Source organism: Aureispira anguillae, from assembly GCF_026000115.1.
Lineage (GTDB): Bacteria > Bacteroidota > Bacteroidia > Chitinophagales > Saprospiraceae > Aureispira > Aureispira anguillae.
In genome coordinates, this window is the sequence record NZ_AP026867.1 from 5,400,920 (window position 1) to 5,418,726 (window position 17,807).

Genomic DNA, 17,807 nt, shown 5'->3' on the forward strand with positions numbered 1-17,807 from the left:
TTCATTATAAATCTTAACGACTTAATCCAATCCTTTTTCTTTTATATTCTTACCTTTAGCCCTTTACAACCAATGCCTCTTTTTGGGCTCTAAGTCTATCCTTTAGGTAAAAAAACAGGTTCATTTGTATTGTGTTTGTTTTCTTAGCAATATTTTCATCCCTAATTTTTAGATATTCCTATACCTCTTTCACGAACTATATATTCTAAATGATACATCGCCTATTCTTGATTGGCATCCTTGTAGCAGGTTGCATTCGTTTAGTTGAGGGGCAAATTTCTAAAGTTTGCATCCAATCCATTGACATTATTGGGTACAAAAAAACTAAAACAACGCTTATTGAAAATGAACTCAACATAAGCGTAGGCGATTCGATTCCTTTAGAGCAACTAATGCCCAAACTGGAACAAAACAAACGCTTCTTAGTTAATACCCTATTATTTAACCATGTTGAGATCAAAATTCTAAAATGGGAAGAGCAAAATGTACACCTACTCATCGTACTCAAAGAATCTTGGTATATCTTTCCGCTGCCTCAATTTGAGTTAGCAGATAGAAATTTTAACGTTTGGTGGACTCGACACAACCGAGACATTCGTCGAGCTAATCTTGGCATGTGGTTAGTCTGGCGAAACTTAACGGGTTACAATGATTTATTAAAAGTAATTGTTCAGTTTGGATATACTCGAAAGTTTGAATTGGATTACACCCTCCCTCCTATGGGGCAAAAACGAAAATTTGGGTTTAATATTAATGCCTTATATTCTGACAATAAAGAAATTGCTTACAATACCATTAACAACAAGCTTGCTTTTTACAATAACTTTGATATTTCGGAACGTCAGTTTCAGCGTATTCGAGGGCGTTTTAGAGGCTATTATAGGCGTACACTATTGGAAACTCAGCAATTAGAATTAAGCTTTTTGCAACTAAGCATTAGCGACTCTATAGCCGCTTTTAATCCCCATTTTTTTTTAGGAGGAAATACGGTACAACGATCTTTTAATCTTACCTATACCTATACACTAGACAAAAGGGATATTCGAGCCTACCCTTTGAATGGTTACTATGTAAAAGCCATTTTAAACAAACAAGGATTAGGAATATTTAACGACATCAATCAATTGCAACTGACCGCTCATTTTGGGCATTATATGCAAATTGGTCAACATTTAAGTGTTGCAACCCAAATAAAAGGACGTTATAGTTTTATCCGTTCCCAAATGCCTTATAACGACAATCGAGCTTTAGGTTTTAATGAAGATTTTGTTAGAGGGTATCAATATTACGTCATCAATGGGCAAGATTTTTTATTGGTGCAATCGGATATAAATTTTAAAGTACTAGATGTTTCGATTCCATTATTCCGCAAATTTCCCATTAGTTATCTGCAAGCCCTCCCGCTAAAAATTCATCTTCGTTATCATCTAGATTTAGGCTATGTTTGGGATCGTTTTTATGCACAAGCCAACCACTTAAGCAATACAGATTTGCTAGGAACAGGCATAGGGGTAGATTTAATTTTCTATTCTTATAATATAATTGTGCAATTTGAATACACTTTTAACAAAAATGGCGAAAAAGGTCTATATTTACGTTATCGCTTTAATTTTTAGACTTCTCTAATCCTCTATTATATATTTTGAATATAGCCATTTATAGCAGATTTTTAAAAAAAGATCATATTTCCTTCGTTCAAATTCTCTTTGATATTTTAGCCCAAAGAGATGCCAATCTGTTTATTTTTGAAGAATACTATAAAAGCTTTGGCGATAAAATCAAGGTTCAACAGCAACTAAGTTTTTTTCAAGAACACGATGATTTCAAAGCTCAAAATATTGATTTTGTCATTAGTTTGGGAGGAGATGGAACCATCCTAGATGTGGTGACGATTGTTCGGGATAGTGGTGTTCCCATTATGGGCATCAACTTAGGAAGGCTTGGCTTTTTGGCAATGATAGAAAAAAGTCGAATAGAGCAAGCCTTAGATGCACTTTATAGCGACAGTTATACCTTAGATCCTCGCTCTATTCTCTATTTAGAATCGTTCCCCTCTATTTTTGGGGATAAGAATTTTGCTTTAAACGATTTTACAATCCTAAAAAGGGATACCTCGTCAATGGTTATTATACATACCTATGTCAATGGCGAGTTTCTAAATTCATACTGGGCAGATGGAATTATTGTTGCCACTCCTACTGGCTCTACTGGTTATTCTCTAAGTTGTGGAGGACCTATTATATTTCCAAAATCGGGCAATTTTATTATTACCCCTGTAGCACCACACAATTTAAATGTTCGACCGATTGTATTATCCGACAATGCCGTTATTTCATTTGAGGTAGAAGGTCGTGCTAAGAATTTTTTGTGCACCCTTGATTCTCGTTATGAAACCATTGATACGCATTTTCAACTAGCTGTTCGAAAGGCAGACTTTCAGATTAATTTAGTTCGTTTTACCGATCGCAACTTCTTGTACATGATACGAGAGAAGCTCAAATGGGGCATTGACTCTAGAAATTATTAAATTTCCATTCTTAAGTAACTACACAATAGAAAGGTAACGAATTAAAAATTCTACCCTGATTTATTAATATAGTACGATTTTTCAACGGAGTAATGGTAATATTCAAACTAATATTACTAGTTTTGCAGTTCTTTTATCGTCCTAATTTGAAAAAAGAAAACATTCGTTAGAACAACAAAAGCAAGGATGTTTTCGTTTTCTAAAAGAAGCATGCTCTTTTTTATTCCTAAAAACTTCCGTTATAGTAATAATCTTCTACATTTTTAATTAATTACAATAGTTAGGTTAGATTTTTGATAGAATCTGTATGCCTATTATTAGGACTCTAATTGTTAAAAAATAATAATCAGTGAGACATATATTATTACTAGGCTGTTTGCTTTTTTTTAGTACAGTCAATAACTTACAAGCACAATATTGGGAAGTAAGTGGAATGGGAGGAATCACACTCTATCATGGTGACTTGGCTCCCGATTTTTCATTTCAAACCCCTGGTGCGGCGGGTAGTTTTTTTGTACGTCGTAATGTCGATCCTAGGGTATCATTACGTTTTGGAGCTAGCTTTGGAACCATTAGCGCCTCTGACAAAAAATCATTAAATCCCTATAATCAAGCTCGAAATTTAAGCTTTCAATCTACTCTTTTTGAAGGATCTGTTGGGTTAGAATTCAACTTTCTCCCCTTTCACCACCATTCTCAAAAAGGAAGAAACCGCAATCAATTTACGCCCTATCTAGTCGCTGGATTTGGGATTTTTCACCATAGCCCCAAAGCGGAATACAAAGGCAGTATGTATGCCTTGCAACCGCTAGGAACAGAAGGTCAAGCCCCTGGACAAGAATATTCTCTGATACAACCTTCATTTATTATTGGAGGTGGGTTTAAAATAGACATCAATTCTGAATGGGGAATTGTAATTGAAGGAGCAACTAGAATTTTATTTTTTGATTATTTGGATGATGTAAGTGGGCAATATGCTGACAATCGTGTAATTGCTGGACATAGAGGCTCTTTGGGTAGTGCGGCAATTGGTTTGGCAGATCGTTCTGGTGAGGTTGGTCAAAATATAGGCAGACCAGGAAGACAGCGTGGCGATTCTAAAACCAATGATGGTTATACCATGTTTACCATTGGCATTCTTTATACCATGCATCAGTATCGTTGCCCAGCTTGGTAATCAACTAAACACATACAATATATCTTAACCTTTTAGTACAGCAATTGCTAAAAGGTTTTTTTTATGGCAGGAGACTCAGTATATTGGAGCAAAATTTCCCTCCTCGTTCATTGATTGAACCTTATGCGGAAGGCAAAATGAACGCAATAAAACACAATATACACCTATGCGCAAACTACTAATTGTTCTCTTAGTTTTTGTACTGAGCATTATTAGCTTAATCTTAGTCTTTAATACGTTTATTAATACTTCCAAGCAGAGTAAAATACAGTTGGTACAAGAACTGCCTCAATATCCCAATGCTCCAAAACGATTAGCACAAGCATTGCGTATTCCTACCATTCCCGATAGTAATCTTACGGCTAATTTTAGTCGATTTCAAGCGCTAATACAAAAAAATTATCCTGCTATTTTTAACAATCCTAATGTAGAATGGCAATATTTTGAACAGTTTAGCTGGGTGGCAAAATGGGTAGGTCGAACATCTGAACTAGCACCAATTGTTTTGGTAGCCGAACAGTATGTTGAAGAGCCTGAATTAAAGCACATCCCAGAATGGTCTTATAACCCATTTATGGGAAAAATAGACCAAGAATTTGTCTATGGTCAAGGTGCACAAAATGGCAAAGCAGCTATGTTAGCCATGTTAGAAGTATTCAACACCTTAGTTCGCCAAAATACACTCCCTGAAAGAACCATTTATTTTGCCTTTCCTCACAATACGCAGCAAGGAGAAAAGGCTATTATTCAAGCCCTTCAAAGCGCTCAAATTGCTCCTGAGTTTATTTTAAAAACAGGGGGACTAATCAGTCAAAATATTCTATGGGATTTAACAATGCCAATGGCATTGATTGGAGTTGGTCGCCAATCTGTCGCTCAAATTACACTTGAAGCCAAAAACAGTACTGCAAAGCCTATTATTCAAGCCGTTCAGCAACTAAAAGCAGCACTTCCCTTAGTTGAAATGGAAGCAGCTAGCATCAACGACTTTTTAACCTATATCAGTCCTGAAATGCCATTTGGGCAACGGTTGATCTTTTCGAATCAATGGCTATTAAACAATATTCAACAAAAACAATTACAGAACAATAGCTTGACAAAAGCCATTTTTGGCCATAATATAACAAGTCATTTAACACCTCAAGATAGCAACAAAACAAGCCTAGGAACAGTAACCCTTACAGGATCAAATTTAAACCACAATTTAGAGCAGTGGGTAAAAAGTCATTTGCAACACCCCAAAGTGCAGCTCTTAGGGCAGGCACAATTTTTATATAAAAATCAAAAAAGAGCAGCCATCAATAATGGAGCCTATCGTTTAATCAGCAATACCTGCAAAGAAATATTTCCCCATATTATTTCAGCTCCCATCTTAGTGAACAAAACTTCAAAAGTAAATTGGCAAGCAAACCTCAATACAGATATTTATTATTTCCATCCTGTTATTTATACGCCAACCCGTTGGGAAAAGGCACAAAAGAAAATAGACAACAAGATTAATATTAAAAATTACGAGCAGATGATGCAGTTTTATTATCAATTGATTATGAATAGCATTTGAGCCAATACGCTTTAGCCCAATAGGCTCCTATCTCGAATCTGATATTCAAGCAATGCATTTTTTTCATCAATCGCCATTTTAAAAACCCCTTGTTCATGCAGGTTTTCCAGTTTGCGTTTGGCTTCGTCCATTGAAATCTTCAACTTAATGCAAAGCAAAGTCGGCGTAAGTCGCCCCTTATGATCAATCGCTAACTGAAGTACCTCAGCATCTGGAATTTTAATTTTTTCTTGTTCAGGAAGCTCTATTTTTATTCGATCTTTTTTTCGAGGTTGCTCTCTTAATATGGGTTTGGTGCTACCAATGGGCTTGTTAATTACATAAATTTTTTGAAAGCCTTGGTTGTATAACATTGTTAGCTTACCAGCCTTTTTTAAACGATTCATTAAAGACTTTGCCTCATAGATATTAATCCCAAAGATGACCACCAGCTCTGCAATCGTCACTTGATAATCGTCAACATGCAATAAAATAACGTCAATAATTTCTTGCTCTGATAGACCTTGTTGTTGAGCAGGTAACGAATCAAACAAAGGGATTCCCTCTTTCAATTGATAAATACCGCTCCCCATGCCACTGCCATCATAAAGATGACGCAAAGCACCTTCCATTGCTAAATAATTCAAGCGGATCCCTGCTTCTTTTTCGGTCAATGCTGTAGCGGTTGCTAATTGTTCCTTTGTAATAAAATGATTGGCTTTTGCCATCAGTTTAAAAATATCTGCATCAGAGGCCTTATGCTTTGTTTCTTCATAAATTCTTTGATAGTATTTTTTGCTCAGAAGTACGATCACGACAATAAGAAGAATCATAATTGTCAACACCCCAATAAGAACTAGTCCTTTCATATTGATCTTAATTTATAATATATCCAACAGCTTAAGCCAATAAATTTTTATCTCTTAAATGATACTCAATAATAGCATCCCTCTCATTTACATCCATAATAAAGGCTCCTTGCTCGTATAGTTCTTCTAATTTAAACTGTGCTTCTTCCATTGAAATTTGCAATTTTAAGCAAAGTAAGGCTGCTGTTAAACGCCCCTTATGCTCAATGGCAAGATTTAAAACATCCGCATCTGGAATTTTCAGTTTCACTTGTTCTTGTTTCAAACTCATTTTTGATGAAGGGATTGCCATTTTCTCAGAGAAGGTGCCTTTTTTTAAGGCAGGAGTTGATTCCAACAACGGTTTTTTGATTACATAAATCAAGGACCACCCTTTCCAAAGCTGCCCAACTAAACCACTTTTTTTGAGTCGCTTTAAGACCTTTTTGGCTTCCTTTATTTCCAACCCAAACACAATGGCCAACTCAGCAATTGTAATCTGATAATCGTCTGAATACTCTAAGACTGCCTCAACAATCTGTTGGTCTGTTAACCCCTGTATACTAATCGGCAAAACATCATCTTCAGGCAACTCTTCCTTGAGATGATAAACTAAGTTAACCCCTGTGCTATCTTGATAACGTTGAATTGCTCCAACCATTGCCAAATAAGCTAAGCGATCTCTGGCCTCCTTTTTGTCCAAGGCAGAAACAGCCGCTAATTGTTGAGCCGTTAAAAAATGGTTTGCCTTTGCCATCATTTTGAAAATTTCAGCATCAGAGAACTTATTTTTAGAGCGTTCATAAAGTCCTTTATAATACCACTGTATAAAAAAAACGAGGCCTACTGTAATCAGTGTAATAAGTATAGATACAAAAAACAATTCCATATTAAATTCTCTTAAATTTATCTCATTTTCAATAAGTTCTTGAAACAACTTTCCAATATAATAAACTTTATTTCATTTAGAATTATTTATCACTCGAAAACCCGATTCCTCCCATTAATCTTTTGCATAAAAAATAATTCTTCCTATTTGGCTATTTTCTAGTTGTTATTTTTAGGGGTATTAATTAGAGCAAACGACAAGGCTAGGAAGCCTTTTATATCAAATTTATTTTTTCAACATTTACATTTAAATGATACTAGGCTAATTAAATAGCCTTAGATTATACATCTATTCTCCCTCAATAGCACTATAATCAACAACCGTTTTTTATTTTTCGTTCTTTAATACTTACACCTTACCCCACAATACAATCCATACATAGTCTATCTTTTTCTGTTCGATAAATAAGTTCTGATGGCTATAAAGAAGCACCACAGCCCCCATTCAAAAACCTATTTATTTGATTGATTTTCTAAAATACTACTTATGCGATTTAATACCATTTCCAAACTAGTTTTCATCTTGTTGACAATCAACATCAACTATAGCTTAGCACAAGAAGCCTTTCCCCATGTAGAAAATGAAATTCTTGTTCGATTAAAAGACGATCATTCGATTAGTTGGCTCATCAAAGACTTGGAATTTCACAAAGGCTTACGTACACGCAGTCAAGCAAAATCGCTTCTTTCTCAGCATATGAATATTTGGCAAATATCCTTCAATAAAGATATATTAACAGCAGACAAAATGCTAGAAATAGCTCGAAAACATCCCTCTGTACACAATGCACAACTTAATTTCATTTTAGAAAAACGAGTCACCCCCAATGATCCTTCTTACAACCAACAATGGCAATATGAACAGGCTTCTGATTTTGATTTAGATGCCTCTGCGGCTTGGGATATTACAACAGGAGGAGTTACAGCATTGGGCGACACGATCGTTGTTTGTGTAATTGACGATGGTCTTCAAGTCAACCACCCAGATTGGGGCAATAACCTTTGGAGAAACCATGGAGAAATTGCAGGGAATGGCATTGATGATGATGGGAACGGTTATATTGATGATTTTCAGGGGTGGAATGCAGATAACAATAACAATGATATTGTGGCGAGTAATCCATTTACAACCCATGGAACGCCCGTTGCGGGAATTGTAGCAGCACAGGGCAATAACGGAATTGGAGTAAGTGGTGTCAATTGGAACGTTAAGTTAATGTTTGTAGTTGGAGGCGGAACCAGCGCCAATTCTATTGCCGCTTATAGTTATCCACTAGCCTGCCGAAAACTATACAACCAAACCAATGGTGCTTCAGGTGCTTTTGTTGTGGCTACAAATGCTTCTTGGGGACAAGACAATCAACAATGCGCAACCTATGCTCCCCTAGTTAATGAGTTTTATGATACCTTAGGTGTCTATGGTATTCTCAATGCAGCAGCTAGTGCCAATGCAAATAATAATGTTGATGTTACAGGAGATTTTCCAACCAGTTGTGATAGTGATTATCTTATTGCCGTTACCAATATGGATCAAACAGGAAACAAAGTGGTACAAGCAGGATATGGCTTAACACATGTTGACCTAGGGGCTTATGGAGAAGGAACGTACACGATTGCTACAGGATCTAGTTATGCTGGTTTTGGAGGAACCTCAGGTGCAACGCCTCATGTAGCAGGAACAATTGGCTTACTCTATTCCGCCCCCTGCCCTCGTCTAGCCTTATTGGCTCGTACACAGCCTGCCCAAACCGCCTTAATGCTTAAACAGATTATTATCAATTCTACCGTCAGTCACTCTAGCCTTAATGGAACAACCGTAAGTGGAGGCGTTCTTAATATGAAAAATGCCTTGGATTCTGTTATGGCAATTGGTTGTTCATTGTCAGGGTGTCACGAACCTTATAATCTACAAGTAAATAGTAGCAACTCTAGTGCTTTTGTTAATTGGGATGCTGTTGATTCTACTCACCTTTATTACCTGCAATACAGACTAACAGGAAGCCCAAGTTGGACAAGCATTAATACGACAGATACCTTTGCAACAATCAACGGTTTAATAGCTTGTACCAGTTATGAAGTTCAAGTAGCTTCTGACTGTGACACGACCACTTACTCAACTGCTGTTTCTTTCAAAACAGGAGACTGTTGCCTTGCTCCTAATAGCATCACGACAAACAATTTAGGGCTAAGCAATGCTTCTTTTTCATGGGCGACCGATTCTTTTGTTAATACCTATACGGTTGAATATAAGTTAAAATCGGCAACCAACTGGACAAGCACAAGCACTAGCTCTCCCAATATTTCTCTATCCAACTTAGATAGCTGTAGCACTTACGAATTGCGTATCATTGCTTCTTGCGCTGTTAATATCAACAATCAGTATTCGCCAACGATTGAGTTTGAAACTGCTGGATGTGGCAAATGCACCTCTACCAATTATTGTGCATCTACAGGGCAAAACTCTGGAGACGATTGGATTGAAAACGTTACTTTGGGTCTAATTAACCATACAACAGGGAACAATAATGGCTATGCTTCTTTTGTAAATGGAGGTCCTTCTACCGACCTTTCACAGGGTGGCAGCTATCCGATTTCATTAGGTATTGGTTTTAATGTAGGCGTTTGGGGTACCAATTGGTTGTTAAAAGTTTGGATTGATTACAATCAGGACGAAGTATTTGATAATGCTACTGAATTGGTTTACGATGCAGGACAAATTTCAACAGCCACTAATAATCATACAGGAACCATTAACATTCCTTCCAATGCTGTATTGGGACGAACTAGAATGCGAGTAGCTCTAAAATGGGGCACAACTACACTAAATCCTTGTGACAATACAACCTATGGAGAAACCGAAGATTATTGTATAAATATAGTAGGTCCAACTTCTATTCGCCCAATTACAAACGATCAAAATACAACACTAAATGTTTATCCCAACCCATTTAATCATCAATTAACAGTCAACTTAAATAGTGCTACTACACAAGAGGCTGTCATCGTACTACAAACAATTACAGGACAAGAAATAATTAACATTACCAAAGCATTAGAGATTGGGGATAATCATTTGGAGCTTCCTAGCAATCGATTGCCTCAAGGGATGTACTTAGTAAACGTATATCTCGCAGATGGTACGTTATTAACTAAAAAAGTAATTCGAGAATAGTAAGTAATAAAGCAAAATTACGAACAGTAAATTGTTGATCTACTTATTTATCAAATACATCAAGGCCTATCGATTCTGATAGGTCTTGATCATAAAAAGGCAGCCAACCACCTTTTGCGATTGACTGCCAACTAGAAACACTCAACTTGACCTATACTTAGCTTCTTTTATTTAGGGAGTAATATAGTGTGTATAGCGTCAAAGGTTACTATTCTAAAAACACATTTTCTAATTTAAGACATGGGTAGATTGGGTTATTTCTTTTTATCAAATTGATACAATTGATGTTCTTCTATAATCTCTAACAAATTATCTGCTTCTTGCAAGCCCATTTTTTGGAGTCCAGAAACCCAGACTTCATAATTTTTACCCGCCACTGCTCGCAATTCTTCAAAATGTTCTGCATTTAATTTTAAACTATTGGCTCGAAAGCTTGTCCATGCATTTTGATAATGGATGTAACACTCTCCTTCGTGCATTCCTCTTCCTGTTATTCCTTCTGCAAGATGATTGTCTGTACAAGTAATATGAAAGTGATTGTTTCCTGTTTGTGCTAACTCTGATACTCCATAGTTACTGTGCAAAATAGACAACCCTAATATGACCGATGCAGGGATTCCAAATTTGTTCATTTCATTTTGAGCTACCTCTGAAAAACGGCTGATGTAGTTATTTTTTGCTTCCGCTGAAACAATTGCCATATTGGATGACCCACTAAATGCTGGATCGACCATATCTGCAGTTATAACATCTTGCTCATGGCTCTCGTAGGATATAATACTAGCTTGATTGGTTTTGGTTGTTTTAAAATCCAAATTAAAGATTAAAATCAAGGCAATAACAGCTATTCCTTTTGGCCAATGGCGTTTTGACATACCAACGAGTGCATCCTTTGTCAATTGGCGTTTTAGTTGTTGCCATTGCAAGGCATAAAACAACGATTGAAAAATATGCTTGATAGAAATTTGTTGTTTATCTTTATTATCTTTTGGAATAACAATAGCGGTTTCTGTATTTTGTGCTTCTGCTTCTAGTAAGTCTATAATTTCCTCTTCTGGTATAGGAAGATGTTCTGTCACTAACACATCCTCACAAGGTTGGATATTGATGTTATTATTGTTGTTAGTTTCCATTGTTTTCTTTTTAAGACCTTATAATATTCGATAAACAAGTTCGTTCCTTGTTGTCACAAATATAAAACATTTTGTTTCTAATTAACAAATATTTGTTTCATTTTTTAAAAACTTTTTGTTTCATGCAGCTTTTTTATGCCCACCAAATTGAAGGATCTAAAGCATTTTTAGATATAGAAGAAACAAGGCATTGTACCAAAACGTTAAGAAAAAACATTCATGATGTTATCTCATTAACAGATGGTTGTGGGGGCTTGTACGAGGGTAGAATTATCGAAATTTCAAAAAAAAGTTGCACCCTTGAAATCATTAAAACAATTGAACCTAGGGATAAGAAGAATTTTCGCTTGCACCTCGCAATCGCTCCTACCAAAAACATCAATCGCTTAGAATGGTTCTTAGAAAAAACAACCGAACTAGGAATTGATGAAATCAGTTTATTGCTTTGTCAACGATCTGAACGCAAAAAGATACGCCTTGATCGCTTGGAAAAAATCATACTTTCTGCGGCCAAACAATCCATCAAAAGTGTTTTTCCAAAAATCAATGACTTAGTTAAATTCAAAGACTTTGTTGCAAATGCCCAAGCTTCTTATAAAGGAATTGCACATTGTAATAGCGACAACTTACCGCCTCTAAAAACTAAAATTCAAACCCAAAAAGAAATATTACTATTGATTGGTCCAGAAGGTGATTTTTCTTTGGAAGAGGTAGAATGGGCAACACAGCATGGTTTTGATGCTATCAGTTTAGGAAGTAGCCGCTTACGGACAGAAACAGCAGGAATAGTAGCTTGTCATACGGCACATTTAATCCATGCCTAATTCTAGGGTGGCGCTTATACGAAAAAAGTGCTGCCCAATCAAGGACAACACTCTTCTTTCACCCATAAAAATAACTCTAAACTGCGGCGTCTCTAATCACCACAGCTTACGAAACTTCCTAAAAAAACAATTCTATTCTTAAACTTATTCTTATTAATTTTTCTATTTTCTTGAGGCCTAAGCCTCATTTTTAGTATTCATCCCGTTATACTTAAAGAAGGTTAAAGGTGCCGTAGAAAGGATTAACCTTAGGGAGCTAAGTCCTTTTCTACAGCTACAAAACTAAGCTTGGGATAAAATATTGCTTTTGAAGTACTAGAACCGTTATTCGATACTTCTTCAGCATAGATAAGATTTTTCTTTTTTTTTATATTTGTAATGATTTTTTATGGATACTTACTTACTCAATTCAAAAAAAAACAAAACAAATTAAATTATTTAAAATACATAAAGCACTTTAAGGCAATTATTTAAAAGCAAAATCTTAGCTTATTTATTGTTACAATTATATACATTGAAAATAGTATGCCAAAAAACTTTTTTACCTGCTTAATCTTTTCTAAAATATACTTAAAAACTGTTATCAGCCTATACCAAAAATTCTACTTCAAACTGTTTATCAAGCAATTAGCTTTCTCCTTTTATTTTTCTTATTTTTTTGTACTTTATACTGGGTATTGTAAAAATGAGGATAATAGGTATCAGGCAAACGTTTTTTTCTTTCCATTCTTAGAAAATAATAATCATCATGTATCAAAAGTATTTTGTTCTTGGCAACGCCTTCCCTTCCCCCCTCACATCTTTTTTGTTCATTATTGATTCATAATTTAATACTATACGATAATGTGTAGATTCATCCCGCTAAGAAAATAGACGGGTTAAGTGTTAGAAGCTCAATAATTCTCACTTTAATCTCTTATATTTGAATTCGATCACCAATAGAACAAAATGACAATGCAATTCAAAATTTTTAAATATAGCTTATTCATTGCGATCAGTGCGCTACTGATTCAGTTGACGGCTTGTACCAAAAATCAATTTATCACAACTTCAGGTGCAGGCTTAGAGTTTTCGTTAGATACCCTAACCTTCGATACGGTATTTACCAATCTGGGCAATGCCACTCGACGATTTAAAGTATACAATCCCCATAATCAAATTATACGAATCAACAATGTATACTTGGGAGGAGGCAATCAATCTGACTTTAAAATAAACATTGATGGTTTTACGGGAAGTGCCTCTTCGGATATAGAAATTCCAGCAAAAGACAGCATTTATATTTTTGCGAATGTTCGTATAGATCCAAGCAATGGCGATGCAATTCGTTTAGATTCTATCCTATTTGAAACGGATGGAGGAGGTATGCAAAAAGTAATTTTGCACGCCTATGGCTGGAATGCCAATTATATTGGAAAAGTAGGATACCTAACCCGTATTACTAGTCCCAATCAAACTTTAACACTTAGCAATACCAAGCCCTATATCTTTATGGGAATCATTTCTGTTGACAGCAGTTCTTGTTTAGTCATCCCAGGAGGAACAGAAATATATATGTTTGGAGGACCAACCACCCGCCCTGGCGACCGAGCGATGTTATATATTGGTCATAACTCTTGTATTCGATCTAATGTAGGTGGTAATCTCAACAATCCCGTTATTTTTAAAACCCATCGACTAGAAGAAGATTATCAGCTAATTACGTTCCATCACAATGGAATCTATCTCAGTACAACCAGTCGAGATAACATCATCCATGGTACCATTATTCGAAATGCGGTCGATGGCATTTTTGTAGATTCATTTTCAACCAATGGCAGCCCTAAATTAGAATTACACAACAGTAAAATTTACAATGTTGAACGATCTGGTGTTTTGGGTAGAGGTGGGCACATTCAGATGACCAATACAGTCATTGCCAATTCCAACCAGTTTAATTTTATTGGTATTCGTGGGGGCGTTTATAATTTTGCTCATTGTACATTTGCCAATGTTGGAGCAGGGCTAGTGAGTAGAAGTGAGCCGATTCTCAGCTATAGAAATTACGAAATACAGATTATCAACAATGTAGAAACAGCCGTTTCTGATGTAGGAATTGCCAATTTTACCAATTGTATTCTTTATGGAACAAAAAATGAAGAAATAGAGGTCTTGCAGGTGCCTTCTGCTCTAAATTTTACCTATAACTTCACCAATTGCTTGATGAAGGTAGACACTTTCAGTCAAAACATGACCGATTGCATTACCAATCAAGATCCAATATTCGTAGACGAAGATAATTTTGATTATAATATTGACACTACTGGTTCTCCAGCAAACGATGCAGGAATCGTCACCAGCCTTAATACAGATATTATTGGTCAAGTGAGACATCCTATTGACCCAGCAATTGGGGCTTATGCTATTCCCGATTAATTGATAAAAGTATACACCATATAGTTACTTAGGAACGCTTAATATAAGTTAGGCGTTCCTTTTTTTTAAGTAATCAAAAACCAAAATATTTGCCGCTACTAAGACAAAAGAATACAGCACATCCTCGATAGGTATTGTTCCCCATCTAAAATTAATATTCTGATGATCATTATACCAAACAATAGGATTTGCTGTAAAGGCCCCTGTTAAAATACTATTCATCAGAAAAAAAGGAAGCATTGATAAAACTACTGCTATTGGTAGATGTGGGTACTTTGAATCGTTCAAACCTAGTAGAGATACAAAAACTAAACAAACACTAGCAACCATACTGCTATACCATTTGCCCCACCCTAGATAGAGTAATAGGACAGCATAACAGGCAATACACCCATAGAAAAAAAGATTAAAACGCCTATAACTGGTTGAAGAGGTATAGTATTGACAGCAGGCATAAATAAATGTACAAGCAAAAGGTACCACGACAAAAAACAGCACTTCTTCGATTGGCAAATTGAAGAAATAATATCCTGTCAAATAATCGGGATTAAATCCCCAGATTCCCATTCTAGTGAAGTAATAGTCGTGGATTAAAAATGGAATACCAATTAATATTAAGGCAATACTCGCTTTTCCCCATGACTTAACATAAGCTACCCTTTTATCAAAACTCAATAAAAAGGGAAAAATAATTACTCCCAAATCCAATAATAAATAAAGTAGCTTCATCCCTTTCGTTGTTGTTCTTTGTAAAATTTCCAAGGGACGATTAGTAAACCGAAACAAGTTCCCTCCTCTTTAAATCTATTCTTATGATGTACTTTATGGGCTTTCCTTAAAGCTTTAAAGTAAGGATGTTGAATTTTGTCAAACCACTTGAATCTACGATGAATTAATACATCATGCACTAAAAAATAAGTAACGCCATAAGCCAAGATCCCGAAACCAATACCAACAACCCATTTATGCCCATACATCATCCCTAACATTATGCACAACCAACTTGGAATAGCATAAACCAAGAAAAAGACATCATTTTTTTCAAAAAAAGTAGTTGGATTGGGTTGGTGATGATCTTTATGCAAAAACCACAAAACACCATGCATAATGTATTTATGGGTGAACCAAGCCATAAATTCCATCCCTCCATAAGCCAAGAAAAAAGGAATAATAAAAGTAAGTGCCTCCATTGGTGAATCAATTAATAAGGTATTCAAGATATAAAAAAAGGCAAGCCATAGCCAAAATAAAAAATAAGCGGTCGAATTATGTTGCTTCGCTTTTGACAAATACCAAGCTGAAAAAATTGCTGCAAAAACATACCAACAAGCATAATTATAAAAAGGAACGATTCCACCTTCCCAATTCCAAAAATCATACTGCATCGCAACAGGCTCAATCCAATAATCCAAAACAACAGCCAAAAAGGCTGATAAGAGCGCTTGAATAAAAATAGAGTGATGAAATACTCCCCATCTCATAATAACTTGTGTGCTCGCCACAATCACGCAATACCAATTAAGTCCTAATACAATTGGTACATTATAGAGCTTAAATCCCAACTCATCCCCATATTCATACTGACCAAATAAGAGCCCTGTATTTGCCCCTACACATTCTATGATAAAGCCACCAAGAACAATTCCTAATAATGCCACCAACTCCTTAGCTTTATCCGTTGCCGAACAATAAACCAATACTGCACAAAACAACATGTTTAGCCCCGATAGTCCTTCTGGGCGATTGGGTGATAAAAACAGCCCCAATCCAATAAAGTGCACAACAATTAATACACTATAATATATACGATTTGTTCTAGGATTCATTGGCAATGAGTTGAGCGACAATTTTTGCAGATTGAAGCGATAAAGGAATACCTCCTCCAGGATGTACAGTGCCTCCACAAAAATATATCTTGGGATAGGATTTAGAATAATTGGGATGGCGACTTAGAGCTGCCATTTTTTTGTTAGAAGAAGCACCATACAAGGCTCCCTCAATTGCTCCTGTGTCTAATTCAATTCCTTTGGGAGTCCAAACTTTTTCAGTTTGTATATAATCGGATATTTTGGTCTCCAACATCTCCTCTAAACGAGTAATTAAGGTCTCTTTTATCTCCTGTTGATCTAATTTACTTAAGGATATTCCAGCAGGAAGATTCAGCATTACAAACCAATTTTCAGCACCTACAGGCGCATCATTTTGATTCGCCTTTGAGCTAATATGAACATAAATCGTTCCTTCTAGAGGAATTTGTTTGTTCTCAAAAATTAGTTTAAACTCGTGTTTGTAATCTTTGCTAAAAAAAATATTGTGCAAACCTAGTTGAGGAAATTGCTTTCGAATTCCCCAATAAAAGATGAGCGCAGAACTAGAACGTTCTTGTCTTTTGTATCGTTTAGTTAAACTCTTGTCTTTCAAAATATATTGATAAAAAGCAAGGCAATCAATTGCACTAATTACTCGTTTTGTCTGATAAGATTGATCGGCACTGATCTCATATCCTCCCTTTATTTTTTTGCAACATTCAACTTCAGTTCCCAATCTAAATTTAACCCCTACCTCTTGCGCCAACTGGTACAGCCCCCCAACAATAGAATACATGCCTTGAGTAGGAAAAAACGTCCCAATATTTTGTTCTAAATGGGGAATCATACTCAATATACCAGAAGCCTGATAAGGATTAGAACCATTATACGTAGCATATCGATCAAAAATTTGTACTAATTTAGGATGTCTAAGTCGTCTTGTATTTAGTTGATGTAAGGAAGCAAAAAGATTACTTTTAAAAAACTGAGGCAACAACCTAAAGAGCTTTTTCCAAGGCAATTGGTCAAATTTATGAATAGGATGTTCCAAAAAAAACTTTCCGATTTGATTGTATTTTTCAGCACTTTGATCCAAATAATAATCTAATGGTTTTCCATCAACTCCTAACTTTTCAACCAGTTCTTCTTTTAATTTTGATCTATTGGTATAAAAATGCAAGGGCAACGAATTGTAAAAAAAATACCGACAAGCCTCTTCTTCCTGCTGATATTGATAATAATCGGCAGGGTTACGACCATACAAAGCATATAACTCATCTACTAAATTAGGCATCGTAAATAAGGACGGTCCAGTATCCCATCTGTACCCCATCGAATGATGTTCGTTCATTTTTCCTCCGACATAAGCGTTCCTTTCTAAAACCAACACATTATGACCGTTTTTTCTTAGGCGCAAAGCGACTGCAATCCCTGCAATTCCTGCTCCTATGACAATGGTATCGTACATATTTTCA

At 35.8% G+C, this 17,807-nt stretch carries 13 protein-coding genes; 7 read left to right on the plus strand and 6 right to left on the minus strand.

All coding sequences use genetic code 11. The features are described from left to right. Window positions 1-209 precede the first annotated feature (209 nt). The 4 genes from AsAng_RS21205 (at window position 210) to AsAng_RS21220 (ending at window position 5,265) form a co-directional block, all read left to right on the plus strand. The gene (locus AsAng_RS21205) at window positions 210-1,616 is read left to right on the plus strand and encodes a BamA/TamA family outer membrane protein (protein WP_264789099.1); all 1,407 of its coding nucleotides are present in this window, start codon (window positions 210-212) and stop codon (window positions 1,614-1,616) included. Window positions 1,617-1,642: 26 nt separating this feature from the next. Beyond that, window positions 1,643-2,527, plus strand: a complete 885-nt coding sequence (locus AsAng_RS21210; RefSeq protein ID WP_264789100.1) for an NAD kinase — start codon at window positions 1,643-1,645, stop codon at window positions 2,525-2,527. A 349-nt stretch (window positions 2,528-2,876) separates the two neighbouring features. Then, window positions 2,877-3,704, plus strand: coding sequence for a type IX secretion system protein PorG (gene porG, locus AsAng_RS21215; RefSeq protein ID WP_264789101.1), 828 nt, complete (start codon window positions 2,877-2,879; stop codon window positions 3,702-3,704). A gap of 166 nt (window positions 3,705-3,870) precedes the next feature. After that, entirely contained in the window at window positions 3,871-5,265 is a 1,395-nt protein-coding gene (locus tag AsAng_RS21220) for a M20/M25/M40 family metallo-hydrolase (RefSeq protein WP_264789102.1), read from the plus strand. 11 nt (window positions 5,266-5,276) lie between these two features. On the opposite strand, the gene AsAng_RS21225 is transcribed toward AsAng_RS21220, so the two are convergent. Both AsAng_RS21225 and AsAng_RS21230 read right to left on the minus strand, forming a co-directional pair. Continuing rightward, window positions 5,277-6,113: a hypothetical protein gene (locus AsAng_RS21225; RefSeq protein ID WP_264789103.1), complete on the minus strand. Its 837-nt coding sequence runs from the start codon at window positions 6,111-6,113 to the stop codon at window positions 5,277-5,279. Window positions 6,114-6,144: 31 nt separating this feature from the next. Next, window positions 6,145-6,981 carry a hypothetical protein gene (locus AsAng_RS21230; protein WP_264789104.1) on the minus strand — a complete coding sequence of 279 codons (837 nt, stop codon included), beginning with the start codon at window positions 6,979-6,981 and terminating at the stop codon, window positions 6,145-6,147. A gap of 486 nt (window positions 6,982-7,467) precedes the next feature. Between AsAng_RS21230 and AsAng_RS21235 the strand changes: the two genes are divergently transcribed. Next, complete coding sequence (locus tag AsAng_RS21235) at window positions 7,468-10,152, plus strand: S8 family serine peptidase (protein ID WP_264789105.1); 2,685 nt, start codon at window positions 7,468-7,470, stop codon at window positions 10,150-10,152. Between the two features lie 254 nt (window positions 10,153-10,406). On the opposite strand, the gene AsAng_RS21240 is transcribed toward AsAng_RS21235, so the two are convergent. Further along, on the minus strand, window positions 10,407-11,285 hold the full coding sequence (locus tag AsAng_RS21240; protein WP_264789106.1) for a glucosaminidase domain-containing protein: 879 nt from the start codon (window positions 11,283-11,285) through the stop codon (window positions 10,407-10,409). Window positions 11,286-11,407: 122 nt separating this feature from the next. Between AsAng_RS21240 and AsAng_RS21245 the strand changes: the two genes are divergently transcribed. Continuing rightward, window positions 11,408-12,109: a 16S rRNA (uracil(1498)-N(3))-methyltransferase gene (locus tag AsAng_RS21245; protein ID WP_264789107.1), complete on the plus strand. Its 702-nt coding sequence runs from the start codon at window positions 11,408-11,410 to the stop codon at window positions 12,107-12,109. Between the two features lie 954 nt (window positions 12,110-13,063). Beyond that, window positions 13,064-14,524, plus strand: a complete 1,461-nt coding sequence (locus AsAng_RS21250) for a hypothetical protein (protein ID WP_264789108.1) — start codon at window positions 13,064-13,066, stop codon at window positions 14,522-14,524. A 48-nt stretch (window positions 14,525-14,572) separates the two neighbouring features. Here the strand turns inward: AsAng_RS21250 and AsAng_RS21255 are convergent, their stop codons facing one another. Genes AsAng_RS21255 through AsAng_RS21265 form a run of 3 tightly spaced genes read right to left on the minus strand, consistent with a single transcriptional unit; the run spans window position 14,573 to window position 17,800 of the window. Continuing rightward, window positions 14,573-15,253, minus strand: coding sequence for a lycopene cyclase domain-containing protein (locus AsAng_RS21255; RefSeq protein ID WP_264789109.1), 681 nt, complete (start codon window positions 15,251-15,253; stop codon window positions 14,573-14,575). Then, entirely contained in the window at window positions 15,250-16,350 is a 1,101-nt protein-coding gene (locus tag AsAng_RS21260; RefSeq protein ID WP_264789110.1) for a carotenoid biosynthesis protein, read from the minus strand. The genes AsAng_RS21255 and AsAng_RS21260 overlap by 4 nt, the downstream gene beginning before the upstream one ends. Beyond that, on the minus strand, window positions 16,340-17,800 hold the full coding sequence (locus AsAng_RS21265) for a phytoene desaturase family protein (RefSeq protein WP_264789111.1): 1,461 nt from the start codon (window positions 17,798-17,800) through the stop codon (window positions 16,340-16,342). The genes AsAng_RS21260 and AsAng_RS21265 overlap by 11 nt, the downstream gene beginning before the upstream one ends. Window positions 17,801-17,807: the final 7 nt, after the last annotated feature.

Bases quoted from the DNA above. Each gene is read 5' to 3' on its own strand.
- AsAng_RS21220 (WP_264789102.1), top strand. From the start codon at position 3,871: ATGCGCAAACTACTAATTGTTCTCTTAGTTTTTGTACTGAGCATTATT.
- AsAng_RS21260 (WP_264789110.1), bottom strand. From the start codon at position 16,350: ATGAATCCTAGAACAAATCGTATATATTATAGTGTATTAATTGTTGTG.
- AsAng_RS21240 (WP_264789106.1), bottom strand. From the start codon at position 11,285: ATGGAAACTAACAACAATAATAACATCAATATCCAACCTTGTGAGGAT.
- AsAng_RS21205 (WP_264789099.1), top strand. From the start codon at position 210: ATGATACATCGCCTATTCTTGATTGGCATCCTTGTAGCAGGTTGCATT.
- AsAng_RS21230 (WP_264789104.1), bottom strand. From the start codon at position 6,981: ATGGAATTGTTTTTTGTATCTATACTTATTACACTGATTACAGTAGGC.
- AsAng_RS21245 (WP_264789107.1), top strand. From the start codon at position 11,408: ATGCAGCTTTTTTATGCCCACCAAATTGAAGGATCTAAAGCATTTTTA.
- AsAng_RS21225 (WP_264789103.1), bottom strand. From the start codon at position 6,113: ATGAAAGGACTAGTTCTTATTGGGGTGTTGACAATTATGATTCTTCTT.
- AsAng_RS21235 (WP_264789105.1), top strand. From the start codon at position 7,468: ATGCGATTTAATACCATTTCCAAACTAGTTTTCATCTTGTTGACAATC.
- AsAng_RS21255 (WP_264789109.1), bottom strand. From the start codon at position 15,253: ATGAAGCTACTTTATTTATTATTGGATTTGGGAGTAATTATTTTTCCC.
- AsAng_RS21250 (WP_264789108.1), top strand. From the start codon at position 13,064: ATGCAATTCAAAATTTTTAAATATAGCTTATTCATTGCGATCAGTGCG.
- AsAng_RS21265 (WP_264789111.1), bottom strand. From the start codon at position 17,800: ATGTACGATACCATTGTCATAGGAGCAGGAATTGCAGGGATTGCAGTC.